The 25,928-nt window shown below is 42.1% G+C and carries 25 protein-coding genes; 13 read left to right on the forward strand and 12 right to left on the reverse strand.

The genetic code is table 11. The features are described 5' to 3' along the window. The first annotated feature begins 42 nt into the window (after window positions 1-42). From pdxA to grxD, 3 genes are all read left to right on the forward strand, one after another. Complete coding sequence (gene pdxA / locus EV695_RS09320) at window positions 43-1,032, forward strand: 4-hydroxythreonine-4-phosphate dehydrogenase PdxA (RefSeq protein ID WP_207907028.1); 990 nt, start codon at window positions 43-45, stop codon at window positions 1,030-1,032. 58 nt (window positions 1,033-1,090) lie between these two features. Further along, window positions 1,091-1,588, forward strand: coding sequence for a disulfide bond formation protein B (locus EV695_RS09325; protein ID WP_207907029.1), 498 nt, complete (start codon window positions 1,091-1,093; stop codon window positions 1,586-1,588). Window positions 1,589-1,740: 152 nt separating this feature from the next. Beyond that, window positions 1,741-2,070 carry a Grx4 family monothiol glutaredoxin gene (gene grxD, locus EV695_RS09330; RefSeq protein ID WP_131906165.1) on the forward strand — a complete coding sequence of 110 codons (330 nt, stop codon included), beginning with the start codon at window positions 1,741-1,743 and terminating at the stop codon, window positions 2,068-2,070. 98 nt (window positions 2,071-2,168) lie between these two features. Here the strand turns inward: grxD and EV695_RS09335 are convergent, their stop codons facing one another. After that, window positions 2,169-2,519, reverse strand: coding sequence for an ArsR/SmtB family transcription factor (locus EV695_RS09335; RefSeq protein WP_131905656.1), 351 nt, complete (start codon window positions 2,517-2,519; stop codon window positions 2,169-2,171). A gap of 108 nt (window positions 2,520-2,627) precedes the next feature. Then, on the reverse strand, window positions 2,628-3,065 hold the full coding sequence (locus tag EV695_RS09340) for a protein YgfX (RefSeq protein WP_131905657.1): 438 nt from the start codon (window positions 3,063-3,065) through the stop codon (window positions 2,628-2,630). Window positions 3,066-3,184: 119 nt separating this feature from the next. Between EV695_RS09340 and zapE the strand changes: the two genes are divergently transcribed. The 10 genes from zapE (at window position 3,185) to EV695_RS09390 (ending at window position 12,704) form a co-directional block, all read left to right on the forward strand. Next, window positions 3,185-4,360, forward strand: coding sequence for a cell division protein ZapE (gene zapE / locus EV695_RS09345; protein WP_131905658.1), 1,176 nt, complete (start codon window positions 3,185-3,187; stop codon window positions 4,358-4,360). 165 nt (window positions 4,361-4,525) lie between these two features. Next, the gene (gene sdhC, locus EV695_RS09350; RefSeq protein ID WP_131905659.1) at window positions 4,526-4,912 is read left to right on the forward strand and encodes a succinate dehydrogenase, cytochrome b556 subunit; all 387 of its coding nucleotides are present in this window, start codon (window positions 4,526-4,528) and stop codon (window positions 4,910-4,912) included. An 11-nt stretch (window positions 4,913-4,923) separates the two neighbouring features. Continuing rightward, the gene (gene sdhD / locus EV695_RS09355) at window positions 4,924-5,313 is read left to right on the forward strand and encodes a succinate dehydrogenase, hydrophobic membrane anchor protein (protein ID WP_131905660.1); all 390 of its coding nucleotides are present in this window, start codon (window positions 4,924-4,926) and stop codon (window positions 5,311-5,313) included. A gap of 24 nt (window positions 5,314-5,337) precedes the next feature. Next, on the forward strand, window positions 5,338-7,122 hold the full coding sequence (gene sdhA / locus EV695_RS09360; protein WP_131906166.1) for a succinate dehydrogenase flavoprotein subunit: 1,785 nt from the start codon (window positions 5,338-5,340) through the stop codon (window positions 7,120-7,122). Window positions 7,123-7,169: 47 nt separating this feature from the next. Continuing rightward, a complete protein-coding gene (locus EV695_RS09365) occupies window positions 7,170-7,916 on the forward strand; it encodes a succinate dehydrogenase iron-sulfur subunit (RefSeq protein ID WP_279388042.1) in 747 nt (248 codons plus the stop codon). A gap of 24 nt (window positions 7,917-7,940) precedes the next feature. Beyond that, window positions 7,941-8,186, forward strand: coding sequence for an FAD assembly factor SdhE (locus tag EV695_RS09370; RefSeq protein ID WP_131905662.1), 246 nt, complete (start codon window positions 7,941-7,943; stop codon window positions 8,184-8,186). Window positions 8,187-8,430: 244 nt separating this feature from the next. Continuing rightward, entirely contained in the window at window positions 8,431-9,615 is a 1,185-nt protein-coding gene (locus EV695_RS09375) for an efflux RND transporter periplasmic adaptor subunit (RefSeq protein ID WP_131905663.1), read from the forward strand. Continuing rightward, a complete protein-coding gene (locus EV695_RS09380) occupies window positions 9,608-10,294 on the forward strand; it encodes an ABC transporter ATP-binding protein (RefSeq protein ID WP_131905664.1) in 687 nt (228 codons plus the stop codon). Before EV695_RS09375 ends, EV695_RS09380 begins: the two co-directional genes overlap by 8 nt. After that, the gene (locus EV695_RS09385; protein WP_131905665.1) at window positions 10,291-11,496 is read left to right on the forward strand and encodes an ABC transporter permease; all 1,206 of its coding nucleotides are present in this window, start codon (window positions 10,291-10,293) and stop codon (window positions 11,494-11,496) included. Before EV695_RS09380 ends, EV695_RS09385 begins: the two co-directional genes overlap by 4 nt. A gap of 8 nt (window positions 11,497-11,504) precedes the next feature. Next, complete coding sequence (locus tag EV695_RS09390) at window positions 11,505-12,704, forward strand: ABC transporter permease (protein WP_131905666.1); 1,200 nt, start codon at window positions 11,505-11,507, stop codon at window positions 12,702-12,704. 79 nt (window positions 12,705-12,783) lie between these two features. Here the strand turns inward: EV695_RS09390 and EV695_RS09395 are convergent, their stop codons facing one another. The 10 genes from EV695_RS09395 to xdhA all read right to left on the reverse strand — a co-directional run bounded on the left by EV695_RS09395 (window position 12,784) and on the right by xdhA (window position 25,732). After that, the gene (locus EV695_RS09395; RefSeq protein WP_131905667.1) at window positions 12,784-13,410 is read right to left on the reverse strand and encodes a glutathione S-transferase family protein; all 627 of its coding nucleotides are present in this window, start codon (window positions 13,408-13,410) and stop codon (window positions 12,784-12,786) included. A gap of 150 nt (window positions 13,411-13,560) precedes the next feature. Beyond that, the gene (locus EV695_RS09400) at window positions 13,561-14,568 is read right to left on the reverse strand and encodes an adenosine deaminase (RefSeq protein WP_131905668.1); all 1,008 of its coding nucleotides are present in this window, start codon (window positions 14,566-14,568) and stop codon (window positions 13,561-13,563) included. A gap of 204 nt (window positions 14,569-14,772) precedes the next feature. Continuing rightward, window positions 14,773-15,834, reverse strand: a complete 1,062-nt coding sequence (locus EV695_RS09405; RefSeq protein WP_131905669.1) for a BMP family ABC transporter substrate-binding protein — start codon at window positions 15,832-15,834, stop codon at window positions 14,773-14,775. Between the two features lie 44 nt (window positions 15,835-15,878). Then, complete coding sequence (locus tag EV695_RS09410; protein ID WP_207907031.1) at window positions 15,879-16,799, reverse strand: ABC transporter permease; 921 nt, start codon at window positions 16,797-16,799, stop codon at window positions 15,879-15,881. Beyond that, window positions 16,799-17,920 carry an ABC transporter permease gene (locus tag EV695_RS09415; protein ID WP_207907032.1) on the reverse strand — a complete coding sequence of 374 codons (1,122 nt, stop codon included), beginning with the start codon at window positions 17,918-17,920 and terminating at the stop codon, window positions 16,799-16,801. Before EV695_RS09415 ends, EV695_RS09410 begins: the two co-directional genes overlap by 1 nt. Continuing rightward, window positions 17,910-19,496: an ABC transporter ATP-binding protein gene (locus EV695_RS09420; protein ID WP_131905670.1), complete on the reverse strand. Its 1,587-nt coding sequence runs from the start codon at window positions 19,494-19,496 to the stop codon at window positions 17,910-17,912. The genes EV695_RS09415 and EV695_RS09420 overlap by 11 nt, the downstream gene beginning before the upstream one ends. A gap of 287 nt (window positions 19,497-19,783) precedes the next feature. After that, complete coding sequence (guaD, locus tag EV695_RS09425) at window positions 19,784-21,118, reverse strand: guanine deaminase (protein ID WP_131905671.1); 1,335 nt, start codon at window positions 21,116-21,118, stop codon at window positions 19,784-19,786. Continuing rightward, complete coding sequence (xdhC, locus tag EV695_RS09430) at window positions 21,118-21,945, reverse strand: xanthine dehydrogenase accessory protein XdhC (protein WP_207907033.1); 828 nt, start codon at window positions 21,943-21,945, stop codon at window positions 21,118-21,120. The genes guaD and xdhC overlap by 1 nt, the downstream gene beginning before the upstream one ends. Next, the gene (gene xdhB / locus EV695_RS09435; protein ID WP_131905672.1) at window positions 21,942-24,266 is read right to left on the reverse strand and encodes a xanthine dehydrogenase molybdopterin binding subunit; all 2,325 of its coding nucleotides are present in this window, start codon (window positions 24,264-24,266) and stop codon (window positions 21,942-21,944) included. The genes xdhC and xdhB overlap by 4 nt, the downstream gene beginning before the upstream one ends. Next, a complete protein-coding gene (xdhA, locus tag EV695_RS09440) occupies window positions 24,263-25,732 on the reverse strand; it encodes a xanthine dehydrogenase small subunit (protein ID WP_131905673.1) in 1,470 nt (489 codons plus the stop codon). Before xdhA ends, xdhB begins: the two co-directional genes overlap by 4 nt. Window positions 25,733-25,928 lie beyond the last annotated feature (196 nt).

The raw sequence follows: 25,928 nt of genomic DNA on the forward strand, positions 1-25,928 counted from the left end.
TCATAACTTTATAAATACAAATTAACACAGCAAACTAATGTCATGAATATTCCTCGTTTAGCTATCACCTCTGGAGAACCCAGTGGAATTGGTCCAGATCTAATTATTCAGCTCGCTGATACTTTATTTCCTGCAGAATTAATTGTTATTGCAGATAAGAAAATGATGCAGCAACGATCTGACCAGCTAGGTATACCTGTATCTTTTTCAGACTATGACGCTTCTTTGCCAAGAGCAGAAAATAACAAAGGGGTTATCAAGATAATTGACACCCCCTGTACCGAACCCGTTTCTGCTGGCATTCTAAACAAAGAAAATGCTTCGTATGTTCTAGATACCTTAACAATCGCAACGAAAGGATGCCTATCTGGCGAATTTGATGCGATGGTCACTCCCCCTTTACACAAAGGTATCATCAACGAGTCTGGTGTTGCATTTACCGGTCATACGGAATTTTTGGCAGAACTAACACAAGCAGAACTTCCGGTGATGATGCTAGCTGCAGATGATTTACGAGTTGCGTTAGCTACCACGCATTTGCCTTTAAAAGACGTTAGTGCAGCTATCACTAAAGAGTCTTTAACAAAGGTCATTTCCATCTTAAACCATGACCTTATTCATAAGTTTGGCATTAAAAACCCTCATATTTTAATCTGCGGCTTGAATCCACACGCAGGTGAAGACGGTCATTTAGGCATGGAAGAAATTGATACGATTCAACCGGTCATCAAATCATTTAAAGATCAGGGAATGAATCTATCAGGTCCATTACCAGCGGATACGTTATTTACACCAAAGTATCTCGATACAGCAGATGCGGTGTTAGCGATGTTTCATGATCAGGGTTTACCGGTTTTAAAACATGTCGGTTTTGGCCACGCCATCAATATCACCCTGGGTTTACCGATAATAAGAACTTCGGTTGATCACGGTACCGCTTTAGATCTTGCAGGCACGGGAAAAGCATCCTCAGGGAGCATGGTGGCTGCAATTAATTCAGCAATTTTGCTGTCTAATGAAACTTTATCTTAAATCACCCATCAAACAAATCTTACATCTAAAAGTAAATTTCAGAGGCTAATAATAAAAAATGAACACAAGTAACCATTCAATTCGACCACCAATGCTATTCGGCTTAATAATAAGCCTTGGCATGCTTGCTGTAGCATTATTCTTCCAGTACTACATGGAATTAGAACCTTGCCCTTTATGTATCGTATCGCGAGTTATCGTTATCGTTTTAGCTGCAGTATTCTTTTTTGCATTGCTACAAGGCCCAACATCATGGGGTCGAAGAATATATGGCCTATTACTGACTTTAGTTAGCCTTGCTGGCCTTGGTGTATCAGCAAGACATACGTGGTTACAACACCTACCACCCGAAAAAGTACCAGAGTGTGGGCCAGGTTTAGAATTCTGGATGAATAACTTGCCTGCTACAGACGTAATCCAGAAGGTCTTTCATGGTTCCGGTGAATGTGCCGAAGTTTCATGGACAATGTTCGGCTTAAGTATTCCCGAATTAAGTTTAATCGTTTTTGGTTTATTCTTAATCTACAGCCTAAAACTGTTATTTAAAGGCAGATAAATACATTGTTTGTTTTCAAGCAAAACTAAGTATTTTTATAAAAAAGTACTTAAAAATTAAGTCTAGTTTAAATGGTTATTTGAAAAAGCGATTAACTACCCCATAATAACGACATTAACCACACAATCATTAGAGAGAACACAATGGAAGAAATAGATGTAATGGATCGAATCAAAGAGGCTGTTGAAGGAAACGAAGTTATTGTTTTCATGAAAGGCACACCTCAGCTACCTCAATGTGGGTTCTCTAGCAGAACTGCTCAGGCATTAATGGGTTGCGGCGAAGAATTCGCTTATGTAAATGTTTTAACTGATCCAGAAATTTTTCAAAATCTACCACGCTATGCTGATTGGCCAACATTCCCACAAGTTTATATCAAAGGTGAATTAATCGGTGGTTGTGACATCACACTTGAGATGTTTGAAAAGGGTGAATTACAGACCATGATCAAAGAAGCAAAAGCAGGTGCAAAAGAAGCTTAAGCGACTGATCTGTTCAAGATCTACATAAGTAATAAATAAAAAAGGGAACATATCGTTCCCTTTTTTATTGTCTTAAAACTAATTAAGTTTCCAAAATCTTAGATAGTATCTGCGACATCATTGCCTAAGATCTTCATAACCGTTTCATCCTTTATCGAATAATAAACTCGGTTTGCATCCTTTCTGGATGAAACAATACCTTTATCTCTCAATAAGCATAAATGTTGTGATACATTACTTTGGGTAGTACCTACCGTTTTTAAAATATCCTGAACGCTCACTTCCCCTGCACCTAAAACGCATAAGATATTAAGCCGTAATGGATGAGATATGGCTTTTAAAGAACGAGATGCATCTTCTAAATTACTACCAGCAAGTATGCCACGTAGAAACTTGCATGATTCATTTTCAGGACTATGCCCAGTCCCACTATTTTTGTATATTGTCATGATACTAAGTCCGCTATATTAGTATAATCTGATATTTTAATACGCACTAAATCTCTTGTCTACTTATTTCACTATAACTAAAATTTATTCATTTTAATAATTAATGACTTACTGCGTTCTAAGAACTACTCTCAGTTGCCTAAACAGGTCTTTAGAAACACTATCAGGGGTCACTATTACTGTGTAACTTTTCTTTTTGTTATCAGCGAAATTCAAAATAAGTAGATAATTAGAAACAAAGCTCTCTGCCTGTAAATCGACTGTCTTTTCTTCTTCTAAAGCATTTTTTATAAACCAGTTATTTCGAGAATCTTGATACATCATCAACACTGAATATTTAGACTTCAGCCATATATGAAGATGTAAAAAGTATAAACAAGAAATTATTATTGCCAGAAAAAGAAAAAAAGAAAGCAATAAAGACACTTTTACTATGCTTATTACTACAATGATTGCGATTAAATGAGGAAGAATAATCAATAGCCATTTTTGTAAAGAAGCATGTACTAGCAAGGAGATATTCCCATTAGATGTTTTATTAATCATAGATACCCTTATTATTCTAATTTATTAATACTAAGCATTCATCTATAATCCAGTAAACTCTCGCTAGATAGTATATCATCCGCCCCTACTCGAAACATGCCTCTCTTGGAGAAACCAATATGAGTCAATCAGGCCAACGTGCTTCAGAATACTCTTTAACAGAAAAAGATAACATCCTGATGGATGGATACCGGAAGAGTATCAAAGACGGCCAAATCAGAGTAGACCCAGATCAAGAAGAAGTTATCCACGAACTTCAAAATATCTATGATCAATTAATCAAAACACCCGCTCCGATAAAACCCAAAAAAACACTGGCTAGATTTTTCTCAAAATCTAAAAATGATCCAGTGCTCCATAAAATCAAAGGTTTATACCTTTGGGGTGGTGTAGGAAGAGGAAAAACTCATTTAGTGGATTTTTTCTACGACCAGCTTCCTATCGAAAATAAAATGCGCTTACATTTTCATCGCTTTATGCAGATCGTTCATGATGAAATGGGCACCCTAGACAGTATTCCTGATCCACTAGAGCAAGTCGCAAAAAGCTTTGCCAGAAGAACCAGAGTCCTCTGCCTTGATGAACTTCATGTTATTGATATAACTGATGCAATGATTCTAGGACGCTTCTTTCAATATCTATTTGATGAAGGCTTAATTTTAATCACTACCTCTAATTTCCATCCTGATAATCTATACAAAAACGGATTACAAAGAGATCGTTTCTTGCCAGCTATAGAGCTACTCAAAGAAAACACTAAAATGGTAGAAATGGGTGGTGACTATGACTACCGATCCAATGCCTTCAAAGAAATCGGTATCTACTACTTTATTAATGATCAAGGCTCAGAAGAAATTCTTGAAAAGCATTTTCATCAACTCTCGGGCATTGAATTATACGAAGACAAGAAAGACATCATCATCAATGGTCGACTTATTCCTGTGAAGAAATTCAGTCCCGATGTTGTATGGTTCGACTTCAACGACTTATGTAATGCGCCACGCTCAACAGAAGATTACACAGAGATTGCTTCGTACTTCAAAAGCATCCTGATCTCTAATATTCCCGTAATGGGATATGACTTGGATGATGCAGCAAGACGCTTCATCAATATGATCGATACTTTTTACGATATGAGAATTAATATCGTCGTTTCAGCAGAGAAAGAACCAGAAGCGTTGTATACCGCTGATAAATTAAAATTTGAGTTTGTCAGAGCCGTGAGCAGAATCAACGAAATGCAAACCGACAAATATATTACGAGTAGCAAACTTACAGATGATAAGAAGCTATAAGTAAAAAATACTCATATAAAATCATGAGTAATAAGCTATAAATATAAAGCCATAAGTAAAGAACTATAATATGGATTCAATTGCTAAATTCATAAAAGTTAAACATTTGTTCTATACTAGGTCGATTATTTGATACACCCGATTATTTAAACCAAAGGAAAAAAAATGTCTTGGGATGATCCGCGGCCAATGTCGCCACACTTACAGGTATATAAACTACCTATTACAGCTAAGTTATCTATCTTACATCGAGGCACTGGTGGAGCACTATTTTTAGGCTTAATCCTAATGATTGCTGTACTAGTCTCTGCTGCATCTGGGCCTGAAAGCTGGGCTAGCATGCATTCTTTTTTATCTGGCTTCTTTGGTCAATTGATAATCTTTGGATTTACCTTTGCCCTCTATTATCACGCCTGTAACGGTGTTCGCCATTTATTCTGGGATATCGGAAAAGGACTTGATTTAGAAAATGCTCGTAAATCAGGTATTGCCGTTCTTATTGCAAGTGTTGTACTAACCCTTCTCACTTGGCTTATAGCCGCAATTGTATAGAGGATATATAAATGAAAGATTTAAGATCACCTCTAGCAAAAGTTAAAGGCCTTGGCGCTGACGGACATGGTTCTACAGAACACTTTTGGGTACAGCGTCTAACAGCTTTAGGACTTGTGCCTTTAGTAATCTGGCTTTGCATTAGCCTGGCATTTCTACCAGAAGCAACCTATGAAACGGTTATTGCATGGTTACGATCTCCATTTAATGCAATTATGATGATCACTCTAGTCATCGTTTCACTGCAACATGCGCATCTTGGTATACAGGTAATCATCGAAGATTACGTATCAGATCATGCTAAGCGTCTTGCAGGCATCCTGGTTGTTAAATTTTTAAGCTATTTCTTAATGATCGTCGGCGTTTACTCGATCATTAAAATCACCTTGGGGGGTGTATAAGTGTCAACTCCAGATAACAAAGATATCTCAAATTATAAAGTAATTAACCACGAATACGATGTTGTTATCGTAGGCGCTGGTGGTGCAGGTTTGCGTGCAACTTTAGGTATGGCAGCAGCAGGTTTAAGCACCGCATGTATCACAAAAGTATTCCCTACTAGAAGTCACACAACTGCCGCTCAGGGTGGTATGTCAGCGGCACTAGCCAATATGGGCGAAGATAGCTGGCAATGGCACATGTATGACACAGTTAAAGGTTCTGACTGGTTAGGTGACCAGGACGCAATCGAATATATGTGTCGCGAAGCGGTCCCAGCAGTTATTGAGCTTGAGCACTACGGCGTTCCATTCTCACGTACTGCAGAAGGTAAAATCTACCAACGTCCATTCGGTGGTATGACAACTCACTTCGGCGAAGGCGTTGCAGAACGTACTTGTGCTGCAGCTGACCGTACAGGTCACGCTATTCTTCACACCCTTTACCAACAGTCTTTGAAGCACAAAGCTGAATTCTTTATCGAGTACTTTGCAACTGACTTGATTATGGAAGATGGCGTTTGTAAAGGTGTAATGGCATGGGATTTAACTACCGGTGAATTACATTGTTTCCGTGGTCATCAGGTTGTTTTAGCAACCGGTGGCTATGGTCGTGCATTCTTTTCTGCAACATCTGCGCATACTTGTACAGGCGATGGCGGCGGCATGGTATTACGTGCTGGCTTACCACTTCAGGATATGGAATTCGTTCAGTTCCACCCAACAGGCGTTTATGGCGCTGGTGTATTAATTACTGAAGGTGTTCGTGGTGAAGGTGGATACCTAACCAACTCTGAAGATGAACGTTTCATGGAGCGCTACGCGCCAAATGCAAAAGATTTAGCATCTCGTGACGTGGTATCACGTTCAATGACGATGGAAATCAATGCAGGACGAGGCGTAGGCCCTAATAAGGATCATATCTTCCTTAACCTTCAACATTTAGGTCCTGAAGTAATTGATGAGCGTCTTCCAGGTATTGCAGAAAGTGCGCGTATCTTTGCAGGCGTTGATGTGACTAAAGACCCTATTCCAGTACTTCCAACTGTTCACTACAACATGGGCGGAATTCCAACGAATTATCACGGTGAAGTAGTTACCCTAGAAGGCGATGATCCAGATAAGGTTGTTCCTGGTCTAATGGCTATCGGTGAAGCTGCTTGTGTATCTGTTCACGGTGCGAACCGTTTGGGCTCTAACTCACTATTAGATATTATCGTATTTGGTCGTGCAGCAGCTTTACGCGCCAAAGAACTTGTTGAAAAAGATAAGCCTCATCAGCCATTAGCTGAAGGTGTTCTCGAAAACATTCTGGCTCGTTTCGATAAAACGCGTAATGCTTCAGGTTCAACTTCAACAGCAAGCATCCGTGGCGAAATGCAGCGCACTATGCAGCAGTATGCAGCTGTTTTCCGTACTGGCGAGACGATGGAAGAAGGAACCAAGAAGATGAAGCAAATCTTCGATTCTTTCGCTGATGTTGGCATCAACGACCGTGGCTTAAAGTGGAATACTGATTTACTCGAAACACTCGAATTAGAAAACCTCTTAACACAAGCGATGGTCACTATCGAAGGTGCATTAAATCGTAAAGAAAGTCGCGGCGGTCATGCACGTGAAGACTTCCCTGATCGTAATGACGACGAGTGGATGAAGCATACATTGGCCTGGGTAGATGAGGCTGGCAAAGTCAAGTTCGATTACAGACCTGTGCATATGTACACACTTAGCGATGACATCGATGTTATTCCACCAAAGAAACGCGTTTACTAGGATACTTACCCATGGCTGAATTTAAATTACCTGCTAATTCTATTGTTATGACTGGTAAAACAGTTAAAGCGCCTGCAGGTGCAACTAACATAAAGAAATTTATTGTTTATAGATACGATCCAGATACAGGCGAAAATCCACATACAGACACTTATGAAGTCGATATGGACAATTGTGGCCCAATGGTTCTTGATGGTTTATTAAAAATCAAAGACGAAATGGACTCAACCGTTGCACTACGTCGCTCTTGTCGTGAAGGTATCTGTGGTTCTTGTTCAATGAATATCGATGGCAGAAACACCTTAGCGTGTACAAAAGCTATCGACGATATTGAAGGTGATGTGAAGATCTACCCTCTTCCACATCAACCTGTGATCAAAGATCTTGTTTCTGACTTGACTAACTTCTACGCGCAATACGCATCGGTTAAACCTTGGATGAGTACTGACGCAGCGGTTCCACCTGATAGAGAAAGATTACAATCTAAAGAAGACCGTGAAAAGCTAGATGGTCTCTACGAATGTATTCTATGTGCCTGTTGTTCAACCAGTTGCCCAAGTTACTGGTGGAATAGTGACCGTTACCTAGGTCCTGCTGCGCTACTTAACTCTTATCGCTGGATTGCTGATTCACGTGATGAGAACACCGGTGAGCGTCTGGATGAGTTAGAAGACACATTCAAACTCTACCGTTGTCACACAATCATGAGTTGTACTGACTCTTGCCCGAAAGGCTTGAATCCTGCTAAGTCAATTGCAGAAATCAAACGCCTAATGGTTAAGCGTAAGTCTTAGACTTATTAAGTCTAAAGTCGACTGATGAAAGATACACCCGAGTATTCAAAGCTACGCTGGCATTGCCGGCGTGGCGTTAAAGAACTCGATGTGGTTTTCTGTGAATTTCTCGAAAACCACTATCCAACCGCGGACGAAGAAACCCAACAGGGATTCAAAGAACTACTGGATATAGAAGACCCTATTCTGTTATCACTCCTGATGAATTATCACACCACAGATAACGAATTGCACAATCGTATAATGGTCAAACTCAGGGATTTATTCTAATTCCGCCTAAGTAGGGTCAAAGTAGCACCACAGCACCATAGAGAACACATCAACAAAAAAGTGCCCGTAAGTAGGGGGGTGGCTTATCTATTTCTCCATGCTGTTAATGTTATCTTTATATATAGTTATATCCCATAATATTCCTTATATTCTCACCCTACCTTTAAAAAACACGTTATAGATCAATACCCATAGTAACGAGTCATGTGACAATGAATGACACAAACTAATGGAAGGATTTCTAATGCGAGTTTCTTACATTGTTATTCCCTTATTGATCGGCGCAGGCATATACGGCTGGTACTGGAAGCAAACCCACCCTGATATTATTCCCGTTTCAGTTGTTTCTGTTGATAAAGGTGACGTCGAAGCAACCGTGGCCAATACTCGTGCAGGTACTATAAAAGCCTGCCGCAGAGCCAAATTATCCCCTTCATCTGGCGGCCAGATTAGCGAATTACCTTACGCCGAAGGTGATTTTGTTAAAAAAGACACAATGCTTTTAAAAATCTGGAGTCTGGATTTACAAGCTGAAGTTGAACACATTAAAAAGAATATCATCGCCAGTGAAGATACAGCTGAAGCCACCTGTTTACAGGCAGACATGGCACAACGCACGGCAGATCGTGAGTTACGCTTATTGCGCTCCAGATCAATCTCGCAGGAAGAATACGACCTAAAATACACTGAATATCTAGTCAATAAAGCTTCTTGTAAGGCAGCTAAAGCCAATATCGATTCTGTTAAAGCCAGCCTGCTTGTCGCTCAGGAACAATTAAAACGCACTGTTTTATATGCGCCCTTTGACGGCGTTATTGCAAAAATTAACGGTGAGCTAAATGAATATGTAACACCCTCCCCGATTGGTATTCAAACACCGCCGGTGATTGATCTCATAGAGCCGGGTTGCTTTCTGGTCAGTGTACCTGTCGATGAGGTAGATGCACCCAAAATCAAAATTGGCATGCCAGCCCGAATTTCCTTAGATGCATGGCGCGGCCAAATATTTAAGGCAAATGTTTCTCGCATTGGCTCTTATGTGACCGATACCGAGAAACAGGCACGAACGGTTGAAATCGAATTAAGCTTTCAAGATAAAACCCAGCTTGATGATTTATTAGTCGGTTATAGCGCTGATGCAGACATCATTCTACAAACCAACAAAGATGTGTTACGCATCCCTAGTGAGACATTAGTTGATGATTCCCACGTATTACTGTTTAACCCAGAGAGCAAGCTTTTAGAAAAAATTACCGTAAAAAAAGGTCTCAGTAACTGGAGCTTTACAGAAATAACAGAAGGCTTAAAAACGGGAGATCAATTAGTCACATCTGTCGGCACAACTGGCGTTAAAGAAGGTGTTCTGGTCAAAGTTGTAAACGAAAAGACAGCGAAAAATAGCAATAAGATAGATAGTAAAAATGATTAAACTCCAGGATATCTGCCGTTTTTTTAAGGTCGGAGATGAAACGGTACATGCGCTAGATAAAGTCACGCTGGATATCTCGCGTGGCGATTATATAAGCATTATGGGCGCATCCGGATCGGGCAAATCAACCCTACTTAATATGCTAGGCCTGTTAGACATGCCAAACTCTGGCAGTTATCAATTTGAAGGTAAGGAACTCACGACCTTATCCGAAGAAAAAAGAGCGACTTTTAGACGTGAAAACGTAGGTTTTATCTTTCAATCTTTTCATCTGATTCCTCGCCTGACTGCAGCAGGTAACCTCGAACTCCCTCTAATGCTGATGGGTATGGCGCCGAAAGAACGCCACACTAAAGTAAAAGATGCATTAGCAAATATTGGACTAGCTGATCGTGCCAATCATTTACCTAAACAGTTATCCGGCGGGCAACAACAACGCGTAGCAATTGCGCGCGCCATGATACTCAAACCCCCTTTATTATTAGCCGATGAACCAACTGGCAATCTTGATACCCACTCCGGCAATGATGTTGTCAAAATACTGGAAGAATTAAACGCCTCTGGCATTACCTTAATCGTAGTCACGCATGACTTGGAATTGGGGGAACGTGCTACCCGCAAAATCAAAATGCTGGATGGAAAGATCATAGAAGATGTGACATCTGAAAAACCAATATGAGAATTCTGGATACATTAGGCTTTGGTAAAATCGCATTAACAGCGAACCCAACGCGAACACTGTTGATATTACTCGCAATGTCTATTGGCGTAGCGTCCGTAATCATTTTGACTTCCTTAGGTGAAGGTGCACGTAAATATGTCTCAGCCCAATTTGAAACCCTAGGCTCAGAGTTACTTTTCATTCTTCCGGGCAAAAGAGAAACAACCGGCGGTCTACCTCCCCTATTAGGAACGTCTCCCAAAGATTTAACTATTGAAGATGCGTTATCACTAAAGCGCAGCCGTGCTATTGCCTATGTCGCTCCGGTGATTTTAGGCGCTGCGCCTGTATCCTTCGCATCCAGAGAACGAGAAGTCGTTATTTTCGGTAGCAGTAGCGATCTCAAAGCTGCGCTTGATTTACCGATGGCTGCAGGACATTTCTTACCCGATGATGATCCAAGAAATGCGGCATCAATCTGTGTTATTGGAAACAAACTTAAAAAGGAGCTATTTGATAATAAAAAAGCCATAGGTGAATGGTTAAGGATTGGAGAACGACGTTTTCGGGTGATTGGCGAACTCAGTGCAAAAGGCCAATCTGTTGGCATGGATTTAAGTGATACTGCCATCATCCCTGTAGCAAGTGCTGAAATTCTTTTTAATAAAGCCTCACTCAGCCGTATGATTGTTAAAGCACGCGGCAAAGAATCACTGGATAAAGCCGAAGCAGATATTTTAAGAACGATCAAACAACGCCACGATGGTGATGAGGACATCACCATTTTACGACAGGATTCCTTATTACAAACGTTTGATGGGGTATTGCAAACACTGACCTGGGCGCTGGCAGGTATTGCAGCTATCAGCCTGATTGTTGCCGGAATACTGATTATGAATGTCATGCTGGTTTCAGTAAGCCAGAGAAAATCCGAGATTGGCTTACTGAAAGCGCTGGGAGCCCCCACGCGTCAAGTGCTTACCCTATTTCTGAGTGAGGCTTTGATGCTATCCATAGCCGGAGGAATTATTGGCGTATTTATTGGCCTTGCCGGCGCAAAAATGATTGCCTACTTTATTCCAAACTTTCCCGTGCAAACACCATTATGGGCAATTGCTGCTTCACTCATTGTTACCATTATTACGGGGCTGATATTTGGCAGCATACCCGCCAGCAAAGCGGCAAAACTGAACCCCGTATTAGCCCTTTCGGATAAATAGTTAATAGAATGCGTATCACAGACTACTCACTACTCGCATTATCTAGTCTCAAATACAGCCGTTTGCGTACGTATTTGACGGCTCTTGGTATTGCCGTTGGTATTGCTGCTGTCGTCCTGTTAACTGCATTAGGTGGCGGCGCACAACATTATATGATGGGTCAATTCAGTCAGTTTGGGGCAAATATAATTTCGGTAGCACCCGGTAAAACCACCACAGCAGGTATTTCCGGCGCCATTTTAAGCAATGTTCGCCCATTAACCATTGAAGATGCAGAAAGCTTGCATCGACTCCCTAATATCATTACTTCAGTTCCAGCAATACAGGGAAACTTACCGATAGAACGAGGCAATCGAACACGCTGGACGAGCGTCTTAGGTATTAATCACGAAGTCCCTGACACATGGGCTATGGAGGTCGGGCAAGGACGCTTTCTACCCAATGAACCCGCCGAACAAGCGCGTAATTTTGTGGTGATTGGCGACACCATAAGAAGAGAACTGTTTCCTTACACCAAACCACTGGGTGAATTTCTCCGCATAGGAGGAGAACGCTACAGAGTTATTGGCGTGATGAAAAAGAAAGGTCAGGTGTTAGGTTTGGATATGGACGATATCGTTTACATACCCGTTTACAGAGCGCTTTCATTGTATAACCGCGATAGCCTAATGGAGATCGACCTACGCTATACCGAAGGATACGATGAAGAACAAATCATCAATAATATAAAACAACGGCTGATTGAAAGACACGGTAGCGAAGATTTCACCATCACCTCGCAAGACGACATTATCGGCACACTCGGCTCTATATTAGGGATTTTAACCGCAGTGGTCGCGGGGCTTGGTAGCATTTCATTGTTTGTGGGTGGTGTCGGCATTTTTACCATAATGAGTATTGCGGTAAACGAACGAATTAAAGAGATTGGTTTACTCCGGGCACTTGGCGCTTCCCGCAGGCAGGTGACTTTACTGTTTCTGTTTGAAGCCGCAGTCCTATCCGGTCTAGGTGGGATTTTCGGTATGCTGTCGGGTTTTGGCATTGCGTGGTTACTGCACTATGTGATTCCCGCCCTACCCGTTAATATTCAATGGGATTATGTCATCATGGCAGAAATAATTGCGATAGTAACGGGAATGATCGCTGGTCTGGTTCCGGCGACACGAGCTGCAAAAATGGAACCCGTTGACGCCTTACGCAGTGAGTAATAGTTTAAAAAACCCCTCATAAGTAGGGGGGTGCCTTTATAAACGTCTATTAACTCTAATTTAAAAAGAACCGAGTAATTTACGATTTTTTCATCGCGACAAATCTGGGCATTGCTTCAATCTTAGCAAGCCATGCTTTAATATTTGCATAAGACTCTAAACTGATATCCCCTTCAGGCGCATGAGCGACATAGGTATAGCAAGCGATATCCGCAATTGTGATTTCATCTCCGATTAAAAAATCATGTTGGCTTAGGGTGTTGTTGATCATTCCCAACAACGCATGGGTCTTTTTCTCTACAGCCTCAAAATCGATTTCAACCTTATACAAATTACTAAATCTTGCGGCAGCCGGGCCAGAAGCTAACTCGCCTGCGGCGATAGATAACCAGCGTTGTGTTCTTGCAGCTTGCTCTGCGGACTCGGGCAACCATGCATGACCATCCTTGTATTTTTTAACCAGATAAACCAGTATCGCGTTCGAATCAGCTAACTTAACACCATTATCATCAATGACTGGAACCTGACCAAATGGACTTGTTTCTAAATAATCATCTGGGCGATTACTACCATCGCGATTTAATTCGATAATCTCATAAGGTAAATCCAGCAGAGACGTCATTAACTGCACTCGATGACAATGCCCTGATGCCTCAAAACGATAGAATTTAATGGGATTATTGCTTTCTGGAAAATGGCTATTCATATTGATTACCTGTCAATTAGATTCTTAACTATAGCTTACGGTAAATAAATTGTCAGACACCCCCCTACTTATAGGCACTTTTTTTAAAAAAAGTGCCTATAAGTAGGGGGGTGTCATTTTAATTAGTCTTTAAGCTGCCTTAGCTTCGTATTAACTATTTTTAGCTAAATAACTATCAACATCAGCATTTAAACGCTGTTTTTCAGCAACAGAAATAAACGCCGCATCAAAACTATTCTTCGCCAATTGCGCCAGGTTTTCTTTATCGTTATTGATCAAATCGCTAATCGCTTCGTAATTCGCATTTAAATAGCCACCAAAATAAGCAGGGTCGTCAGAGTTAATCGTAACTTTTAATCCAGCTGCTAACATATTGGGTAATGGGTGATTTTTCATATCATCCACTACACATAGTTTTGTGTTTGATAATGGGCAAACCGTTAATGGCATTTGCTCATCAGATAAACGTTTGAGTAATGCAGGGTCTCTCATTGAGGTATTTCCGTGATCGATACGCTCAACTTTCAATAGATCTAACGCTTCGTAAATATATTCAGCTGGCCCCTCTTCGCCTGCGTGTGCCACGATATGAAAACCTTCTTCTCTTGCCTTGGCAAACACACCTTGGAACTTAGAAGGCGGATGACCCATTTCAGATGAATCCAGACCGACTCCGATAATTTTATCTTTATGCGCTAATGCAGATTCCAAGGTTTTAAACGCATCATCTTCATCCAGATGACGCAGGAAGCACATAATAATGCCAAAGGTAATGCCAAATTTATCCTGACCTGCTTGCAATGCCGAGTGGATACCATTCAAAGCCGTTTCGAATGCAACACCGCGATCTACATGCCCTTGCGGATCAAAGAAAATTTCTACATGGCGCACATTCTCTGCATTCACTTTCTCAAGGTATGCCCAGGTTAAATCATAGAAATCCTGCTCGGTCTGAAGCACGTTCATCCCCTGATAATAAATATCCAGAAAGTCCTGTAACTGATTAAAATCATAAGCTTTATGTAAAGCTTCAACAGACTCATAAGGCAAAGTAATACCATTTCGCTCAGCAAGCTTAAACATCAACTCTGGCTCGAATGTACCTTCAATATGTAAATGGAGTTCGGCTTTAGGCAAGCCAGCAATAAATGATTTCATAGTTATTAGTTATTTAAGTTGAATAAAAAAGAGCGGTAATAATACCGCTCTTAAAAAAATGTATCGAATAATTGTTTTAGAACGTTTAGATTTTCATTCAAATCAAGGCGCCTTCGCACGCAGAATGTGAGCGTACATTAGTACGTGACCATTCGAGTACGAAAGCAACGCCGAGTTGATTGAAAAGATGAATGTTCTAATTAATTATTTGGGGATTGTGCCGTCTACTCCTTCCACATACCAATCCAGTTTCGACAAATCACCATCAGAAATAGTTTCGCCTTCTTTTACAACGATCTCGCCTTTCTGGTTTTTGATTGGGCCCTGGAATGGGTGGAAGCTACCATCAATAATTGAGGCTTTTACTTTATCAGCCATTTCGCGAACATCCTCTGGCACTGCATCTCCGTAAGGAGCCATGACTACCATCCCTGCTTTAAGACCGTCCCAGGTATCATCTGATTCCCAGCTTCCGTCCATGACTGCTTTTACGCGTTCGATATAATAAGGAGCCCAATCATCAATGATTGCTGTCAGTTGTGCCTTAGGTGCAAATTTCTTCATATCTGAAGCTTGACCGAAACCATAAACACCGCGTTTTTCAGCAACTTGTAGTGGTGCTGGAGAATCGGTGTGCTGCGTGATGATATCTGCGCCTTGGTCGATCAATGCTTTGGCAGCATCACCTTCTTTTCCGGGATCAAACCATGAGTTTACCCAAACAACTTTCACGGTGACATCTGGATTGACTTTACGTGCAGCAATCGTCATTGCATCAATACCACGAATAACTTCTGGAATCGGGAATGAAGCAACATAACCGATGATATTCGACTTTGTCATTTTACCTGCGATCGTGCCTAATATTGCACGTCCTTCGTAAAAGCGTCCTGAATAAGTACCTACGTTTGCTGAGCGCTTATAACCAGTGGCATGTTCAAATTTAACCTTGGGATATTTCTTCGCTACTTTAAGTGTTGGGTTCATATAACCAAACGAGGTAGTGAAGATCACTTCGTTGCCATCTGCTGCCATCTGGCGAATAACACGTTCTGCATCGGCGCCTTCTGGAACACTCTCAACATAGCTGGTTTTTACATCTAATTCCTTTTCAAGCGCTAAACGCCCTTGATCGTGCTGGTATGACCAGCCATGGTCTCCAATGGGACCGACATAAACGAAACCTACTTTAGTCTCTGCGTTAGCAATACCAGCGGCTGATAAGCAGGTGGCAATTGCAACAGATGTAAGAATTTTTTTAATCATTTTAACTCCTTCAGGGTTTGGGTGAATCAAATATTAGCAGATATTTATCGACTTGCATGAAAAGGTTTGCCTAAACTTGCAGGGGCATTTAGTTTAATTTTTGAACGGTCTCGGGAAATAATAACCAGTACTAAAATAGTGGCGAGATACGGTAGCATCGACATCACTTGCGAAGGCACAGCAATACCTAGTGCTTGAGCGTGTAGTTGTAAAATAGAGATTCCACCAAACAGGTAGGCACCCATTAATACGCGCCTGACTTTCCAGCTTGCGAATACCACTAGGGCTAGCGCTATCCAACCGCGACCCGCTGTCATTTGCTCTACCCACAGCGGAGAATAAGCCAAAGATAAGTAGGCTCCACCGACACCTGCCATCGCACCGCCAAATATTACCGCGAGAAAACGAATTTTAAGCACTGAATAGCCCATCGCATGCGCTGCATCGTGGGAGTCTCCTACGGCTCTGAGAATCAATCCTGCACGGGTTTTATTCATAAACCACATGACGGCAAACACCATAAAGATAGACAGATAAACCAGCCCATCCTGACTGAAGAAGATTTCACCGATCACTGGAATATCAGAGATTACCGGGATATGAAGTTGTGGAATGCCATCATAAGCCACACCAATCATGCCTTGTCCAACTAGCGCACTTAGTCCTATGCCGAATATTGTTAGCGCCAATCCTGTAGGTACCTGGCTGGCATGAAACACCAGCACTAGCACACCAAAAATTGCAGCCATCGACGCACCGGCTACCATACTGGCAAAAATAGCCACGGTGGCACTGCCAGAAAAATGCACCGCAGCAAAACCGACAATTGCACCCATGACCATCATGCCTTCGACACCAAGATTCAACACCCCGGATTTCTCTGTCACTAATTCGCCTAACGCGGCAAATAATAACGGCGTTGCTGCGGTGATAATTGTCAGTATTGCTGCAACTAAAATCTCCATTATTTTACCTCGCTTGTAGATTTTATTGATGACTTAACTGCTGGTGCAAACGTCGACTCAGACTTTTTTGAGGTTCGAATCTTATATTGAATCAACACATCACAGGCCAATAAGAAAAAGAGTAATAGGCCTTGAAAAACACCGGTCACCGCTACAGGCAAATTGAGTTTCATCTGTGCGGTTTCTCCACCCAGATAAGAAAGCGCAAGCAACAAAGCCGCGAATAGCACCCCCAGAGGATGTAATCGTCCAACGTAAGCGACGATAATCGCGGCAAAACCATAACCCGGGGAAATATTGGGCAATAACTGCCCTATCGGTCCAGAGACTTCGATAGCGCCCGCCAACCCCGCAGCACCACCACTAATTAATAGGGTCGTCCAGATTATTTTGGAATGACTAAAACCCGCGTGCTCGCCGGCTGCTGGCGCATCACCCATCACCTTTATTTGATAACCGAGCAAGGTTCGAGAAAGTAATATCCAGCCGATGCCTACGAAAAATAATGCGATTACAGCGCCAAGATGTAAACGGGTGCCATCGTACAAAATAGGTAACAACGCGGAGTCACTGAATAAGCGTGATTCGGGGAAATTAAAACCATCCGGATCCTTTAAAGGTCCATGAATCAAAAGGTTTAATAACAAAGCAGCTACATAACTTAGCATCAAACTCGTGAGGATTTCATTCGCATTAAATCGAGTCTTTAGAAAAGCCACGATTCCAGCCCATAACATCCCCCCTATTATGCCCATAATCAATATTAAAGGAATGATGTAAAACCCTGTTTTCTCATAGAAAAACAATGCAGTTGAACCACCGAATATGCCACCGAGTATCAACTGCCCTTCAGCACCGATATTCCACACTCCGGCACGAAACCCCAGTGATAAAGCGACCCCGATAAGTATTAAAGGTGTGGCTTTTACCATCAGCTCGGTTAAACCATATATGCTCGAAATAGGCTCGACGAAAAATGCGTGTAACGCTGCTGAAGGTGACACCCCCATAATCAGAAACAACACAACACTGGCTAATAAAGTTAGCAATAGTGCAAGTATTGGTGACAAAAAAACCATCGCTTTCGATGGCGCTTGTCGTTTAATCAATCTAGGTAGCATTTTGATTACTCTTGTTTGTAATATCGTTATTGGCATTATCTCTAACGTCGTCTGTGACACTGTCATCCAGTGAAACACCTGCCATTAACAAGCCCATTTTCTCAACCGTGATCTCTTCAATAGGGTAAAAGCTGGAAAGCACTCCGCCACAGATTGCCCCCATGCGATCTGATATCTCCATCAATTCATCAAGGTCTTGCGAGATAACCAGAACTGCTGCACCTTTCGAAGCCATTTTACGAATCGCTTCACGTATCGTCTGTGCAGCACCTGCATCAACTCCCCAGGTGGGTTGTGAAACAATCAAAATATTGGGATTTTGGTCGAACTCTCTACCCATAATGAATTTTTGTAAATTACCCCCGGAAAGACTCGCCGCAGGGACTTCGGCATTAGGGGTTTTCACTGAGAAATCTTTAATCACTTTATTGGCATATTGCTCGGTTTTGCCATAATCAATAAAGCCATGATTGATGAAGTCGAGACGTTCATAAGACGTTAAAAAGGCATTGTCGATTAAATTCATATCCGGCATCGCACCGTGACCGAGACGCTTTTCAGGCACACTTGCCATTCCCATTAAACGTCGCTTATTCGGCCCCAGATGTCCAACTTGCTCGCCTTCTATAATGATACTGCCAGATTCAGTTAAATGCTCGCCATTGAGTGCGGTCAATAATTCATCCTGTCCATTACCTGCAACACCTGCAATACCTACTACCTCACCCGAGTGGACTAACAGGTTAATATCCTTTAACGATATACCCAGTGGATCTTTCGCTACCATATTCAGGTTTTTAGCTTTTAAACGGATATCACCAAGGATTGGTTTTTCCGGGTGTTGAAATGCCTGCATCTCTTCGCCCATCATCATTGCAGCAAGTGAGCCGGTACTTTCTTTATCAACCGATACTGTCGCGACTTTTTTACCCAGCCTTAAAATGGTGGCGTCATGACAAAGTGCTTTGATTTCATCGAGCTTATGACTGATATAGAGTATTGCCAGCCCTTCTTCACCCAGACGTCTTAAGGTAACAAATAATTTTTCCACTTCCTGCGGGGTCAATACCGAGGTTGGTTCATCCATTATCAGCAGCTTGGGTTCTTGCAATAAACAACGAATGATTTCAATACGCTGGCGTTCACCTACGGACAAGGTATAAACGTGGCGATCCGGATCAAGAGGCAAACCATAACGCTGAGATACTTCTGTGATCTGCTCTGCCAGTTCTCTCATGCTGCTCGCATGATCCATTCCCAGTGATATATTTTCGACGACGGTTAATGAATCAAATAGTGAAAAATGTTGAAACACCATTGCAATGCCCAATTCTCTGGCATGGGCGGGTGCCTTGATATTGACTGCTTTTCCATTAAATTTAATTTCTCCAGCATCTGGCTTCAAAATACCGTAAATCATTTTTACCAGCGTGGATTTACCTGCACCATTTTCACCGAGTAAAGCGTGCACTTCGCCAGGTCTGATTTTCAGATCGACATTGTCAGTAGCGAGTACACCTGGAAATGCTTTACGCATTCCTGTGAGTTCTAGCAAATACTCAGATGGTTGAGCCATGTGTTTCCCTATCCAGATTAATCTAAAATTGTACCGTTAAAAAACAAATGAATTTCATACATTTGCAATAAATCTAATAATGTTTCCTTAAATGATTAAAAAATGCCCTCAAAGTGGGGAGGTGCCTTTAATCGTTTTAAATATATGTTTCTTTATTACACTTTTAATACACTTTAAATAGACGCGTATTAAACCCTTATCGATTGTACCCACCCCCCTACTTTAGAGGCTTTTTTTCATGAATGAATAAAAGTCATTGTTCTAGTACTTTTCACCCATGATACTTTTCACCCATAATACTTCTTACCCATAATATAGGTTTCTTTAACACAACGATCATCGCCCAACATCAATAATGAAAACAGACGCTCTTCAAACGTAGTGCATTGTTCTATTTTAAATTTCAGCAACGGCGTTGCCTGATAATCCATCACCACAAAATCAGCTTCCTTACCCTGTTCAAAGTTCCCAATGTTATCGTCTAAATCCAGTGTTTTAGCGCCACCGAGTGTTGCCATGTACAAAGACTGGAATGCAGATAAGCTTTGGTCTTGAAGTTGTTGAATTTTATAGGCTTCGTTAATCGTTTGCAGGATTGAGAAACTGTCCCCACCGGCAACATCGGTACCCAAACCTACTTTCACTTTGTGCTGTTGTGCTTTATGCAGATTAAACAAGCCACTACCGATAAAAAGATTAGAACGCGGGCAATACGATATAGACGAGTCCGTTTCAGCAAGTCGTTGCCATTCGCCATCGTCCAGGTGAATACCATGCGCAAAAACAGAGCGTTTACCCAGCAAATCATAATGATCGTAAACATCCAGATAGTTTTTCCTCTCTGGAAATAAGTCATGCACCCATTCGCACTCTTTTTTATTCTCAGAAAGATGTGTTTGAAAATGCACATCCGGAAATTCTTTTAATAAGCGCCCTGCCGCTTCCAACTGTTCTGGGGTGCTGGTCGGTGCAAAACGCGGCGTTACGGCATAACGTAAACGATCTTTATTGTGCCATTTCTCAATAAGTTGTTTGCTTTCGCTATAAGATGTTTCGGGGGTATCCAGTAAATAATCTGGCGCATGTCGGTCCATCATCACTTTGCCGCAAATCATGCGTAAATTTCGTTGCTGTGCTTCTGTAAAAAACGCATCGACGGATTGTGGGTGCACCGTGCCGAAAACTAAGGCGGTAGTGGTTCCATTAGACAGTAATTGATCGAGGAAAAAACGGGCTATTTCTGCGGCATATTCCGGATCAGAGAAATTCGATTCAGCAGGAAAAGTATAGGTTTCGAGCCACTCAAGCAATTGTTCGCCGTAAGATGCGATAATTTCACACTGTGGGAAATGAATGTGTGTATCAATAAAACCGGGAGTGATCAGGCAATTAGGGTGCTTCGTAATCTGAGCATCAGCGGGTAATGCTTTGAGTAGCGCTTCCGCTTCACCACATGACTGAACCTGACCATTACTATCAATGACCAGTAAACCATCTTTAAAATACTGCCAGCTATTCTCTTTTGTTTCGGTTGAAGACTGATATTGAGGATCACTTAAGAAATGCAATATTTCGCCGCGATGAGCAGTTACTGAATCTATAGATGAAGCTATAATTGCCATTAATCCCTGCTCTCTATGCTAACTATCTTGTTTATATCATCTTCAAGTCGAGCATAATCTAACTGCTGCTTTTCTTTTAACAACAGACATTCTGCCATGATCGAAACAGCAATCTCCATTGGTTTTTTAGTCTTTAAGTCGGGCAACCCCATGGGGCACGTCAACTGTTGCAGCTCATCCTGATTAAAGCCTTTCTTTAATAGACGCTGTCTAAATTTTAGCCCTTTGGTACTCGAACCTATGACACCACAATAGACTGCATCACCACGGGTTAGAATTGCTTCGCAGAGTTGCTGGTCAAGCGCATGGTCGTGTGTCATCACCAGAAAGTAACTTTTTTTAGGACAGGATTCGACTGCCAGTTCGGGTTGTTTTAAATGGATTATTTGAACATTTCTCGCATCAATATCACTGAGCAGTTCTGGTCTGGAATCGAACAGGTTTACCTTACAATCTACCTCAGCCAATATCTTGACCAATGCCTGACCGATATGCCCTGCGCCAAAAATATTGAGCACAAAATCACTTGCGGGAAATACCTCAAAAAAGACCGAAACCACGCCACCACAGCATTGCTTTAAATCTTTTCCCAGATTAAAACGTTCGGTATGTTGCTGTAATTTATTGGATTTCAATAACTCACGTGCAATGTCGATAGATTGAAACTCCAGTGCACCGCCACCAATGGTATCGAAAGTGGCATCTTCAGAAACCACCATTTTTGTGCCCGTATCGCGTGGACTGGAACCGCGAACACCCATCACCGTGAGCAACACGAATCCTTGCGCTTCAGATTCTAGCTTCGCCATTGCCTGAACCCAGTTCAAGACTTTGCTCCGCTATTTGTATCAGTATCATCAACAATATCAGTTATGGCGCTAATGGCATTCATAATATTTTCAGGAGTTGCAGGCGCATCCAAGGGTGGATTAATTTTGTAATCAGCGACACTGGCTATCGCATCGCGAATCGCAAAAAACACCGAGAATCCCAACAGCAATGGTGGTTCACCGACAGCTTTTGAACGCAATATGGTGTCCTCATGATTCGGGTTATGAAAAAGTTTTACTCTAAGGTCATCTGGACAATCGTTAACAGCAGGAATTTTATAGGTGGAAGGTGCATGCGTCATTAGCTTGCCCTTCGGGTTCCACCACAAATCTTCTGTCGTAAGCCAACCCATTCCCTGAATAAAAGCGCCTTCTACCTGACCGATATCTATTGCTGTATTAATTGGATTACCGGCATCGTGTAATAAATCTGCTCGGAGTAACTTCATCTCGCCGGTCAAGGTATCAACAATCACTTCTGAAACGGCTGCACCGTAGGCAAAATAGAAAAAAGGTCGACCTTGTAACTTATCCTTGTCCCAATTCAGTTTGGGTGTTTTATAAAAACCGTCTGACCAGAGTTGTATTCGGTTTTCATAAGCTTCTACAACAAGTTCTGTGAAGGGTATCGATTGTTTATCAAGACTGACCGTATCATTTTCAAATAACACATCTTGAATGTCACCCCCCCACTTATGGGCGATATATTCTGCAAAACGTTGTTTAATCTGTGCAGCAGCATTCTCGGCGGCTTTACCATTTAAATCAGTTCCGGAAGATGCCGCAGTTGCGGATGTATTAACGACTTTACTGGTATCTGTGGCTGTCGCTCGTACCCGACTTAGATCAACACCCAGCACTAATGCAACAACCTGCGCAACTTTGGTATTCAGCCCTTGCCCCATTTCAGTGCCGCCATGATTCACCAGAATAGAGCCATCGGTGTAGATATGGACCAATGCACCAGCCTGATTGAAATGCACCACATTGAATGAAATCCCGAATTTTACGGGGGTCAGTGCTAAACCTTTTTTTAGAATTGGGCTCGTTTCGTTGTAAGCCTTAATCTCAGCGCGACGCGCTACGTAATCGCTGGTTTCTTCTAACTCGGCAACCAGCTCATGAATAACATTGTCTTCGACCGTTTGACCATAAGGCGTAACATTGCGCTCAGCGTTGCCGTAAAAATTAGCTTTACGGATTTCCAGAGCGTCTTTACCTAAGTCACGTGCAATATTATCAATAATATTTTCAATCACGATGGCTCCCTGTGGACCACCAAAGCCTCGAAATGCGGTATTTGACTGGGTATTGGTTTTGCCACACATCGCGTGTATTTCAACATCACTCAGATAGTAAGCATTATCAAAATGGCATACCGCACGGGTTGCTACCGGTGGTGATAGGTCAGTTGAAAACCCCGAACGCAAAACCATTTCGACTTTGGCTGCAAGAATTCGTCCATCTTCATCAAAGCCAACATCGTATTCATAGTAGAAACAATGACGTTTTCCCGTAGCCATAAAGTCATCATCACGATCGAGACGAATTTTTACTGAGCATTTCAGGTAATCAGCACATATCGCGGCGACACAGGCAAACAAGCCCGATTGAGACTCTTTACCACCAAAGCCACCGCCCATACGGCGTGTTTCGATAAGCACCTGATTAAAATCACGCTTAGTCGAATGCGCAACCAAATGCTGCATTTCAGTAGGATGCTGAGTGGAACAATACACCAGCATGCCATTATCTTCTTTAGGGATGGCGTAGGAGATCTGGCCTTCCAGATAAAACTGTTCCTGCCCGCCTACATAGAATGTTCCTTTGCTTCGATGTGGGGAATCTTTGAGTTTCTTTTCGGGTTCGCCACGTACTAACTGCATTGGCGGAACCACAAACGAACCCTGGAGCTTAGCTTCCTGTGGCGTCATGATTGCAGGTAAATCTTCGTATTCGACTTTTGCTAATACGCTTGCGCGACGAGCCGCCATATAGTTTTTGGCAACAACCACGAACATTGGCTGACCTACAAACTGTACTAAACCATCGGCAAGAATAGGATCATCCTGAACTATCGGACCACATTCGTTTTCGCCCGAAATATCTTTGGCAGTTAATACTGCGACCACATCCTCGGCGGCTTCAACAGCGGATAAGTCCATGGATTTGATTAATGCATGTGGGCGCTCGCTTAAACCCAGAGCCGCATACAAGGTTCCGTTGACCTCAGCAATATCATCCACATACACCGCTTCACCAGACACATGTAAATGCGCGGATTCGTGAGGATGAGATTTTTTGGGTGACTGCCTCATGAATTCACGCTCGTATTGGCAAACACATTGAGACTTTCGTTGGGCAATGGATTCACCAAACGCGTTTCGAGATAAAAACGGTAGAGTAGATTTGTCGCCGATTGCACCCGGTTTTTATCACTCGCGCGCATATCAGTCATTGGCGCATAGTCTTGCTGCATCAACTTCATCGCAGTGCGAACATTCGATTCATTCCACTCCTGCCCGACCAAACTCTGTTCTGTCTGTTTGGCTCTCTTGGATGTTGCAGCCATGCCACCGTAGGTTATTCGACAACTCTCGACGGTATTGCCTTTCAAGCTAAGCGCAAACGCGGCGAATACTGCGGAGATATCAGAATCATGACGTTTAGAAAGTTTATAGCAGCGGAATTGTTGTCCTGTGACAGGCAAAGGCAGATAAATAGCTTCTACAATTTCATCTCGCTGCATATCTTTTTTCATATAATCGAGATAAAAATCCTCGAGCAACAACTTTCTTGAACCCGAAGTGCTACACAATTCAACTTCAGCGCCCAAGCTGATTAGTGCTGGCATGGAATCACCAATGGGTGAGCCATTGGCGACATTGCCCCCCAGGGTTCCGACATTACGTATCGGCTGTGAAGCAAAACGCTCCCACATCTGATCCATTTCTGGATAATATTCTGACACCGCTTTATACGTATCGGTTAACGACACTCCAGCGCCTATTCTCAACGACTCATCTTTCACTGAAAGTTGTTTTAGTTCAGTAACTTCTCCGATATAGATGATCGGGTTCAGTTCTCTAAATTGTTTATTCACCCAAAGACCGACATCCGTGCCACCAGCGAGAATGGTTGCATCGGGATATTGAGCACGTAGCTCAGTTAATTCATGGATAGTTTTAGGTGCAAAAAATTGAGAATCTTTATAGTTATGGCTGAGTGCGGCGTCACGTTTTAAATTACGTAGCTGATTGCATAAATCATCAGATTTAAATTCAACCAGAGGCAACTCAAACATTTGTTGTGCTGCATCAAGTATGGGACGATAGCCCGTACACCGGCATAAATTTCCAGTTAAGGCGCTTCTGACTTCTGACTGTTCGGGTTTGCTGCCTATGGCTTGATGTTTATTGTAAACATTCCACAATGACATAATAAAACCGGGCGTACAAAAACCGCATTGCGATCCATGTTGATCGACCATTGCTTGCTGAACCGGATGCAAACTCCCATCACTTTGACGCAAATACTCAACGGTGAAAACAGCTTTAGCATCAAGTGTAGGAACAAACTGAATACAGGCATTAACCGTTTTCAACTCAAGTTCATCATTGACAAGTTCGCCAATGACAACCGTACATGCACCACAATCACCCTCTGCACAGCCTTCTTTCGAGCCTGTGAGTCCTTGATCTGTACGTAAAAAATCTAATAGGGTTTTGTCAGCTCGAATATCCTCAAGCTGAGTCAATTTATTATTGAGAACAAACTGAATCACTTAAAACAAAACTCCATCAAATGCATATTGTTTACGTTAAAAATTTATACCATCTCAACTGATAGTATTCATAGTAAAGGATAGCAGAGATTAATTTTTTGTAGACTGAATTATCTATAATAATCATGCATACAAAGCTCAGAAGAAAACGTGAATCTAACGCTTATTTAAAGGTGTACAGATCCAACCGTACTTC

The sequence above is a fragment of the Cocleimonas flava genome (assembly GCF_004339015.1).
Classification (GTDB): Bacteria; Pseudomonadota; Gammaproteobacteria; order Thiotrichales; family Thiotrichaceae; genus Cocleimonas; species Cocleimonas flava.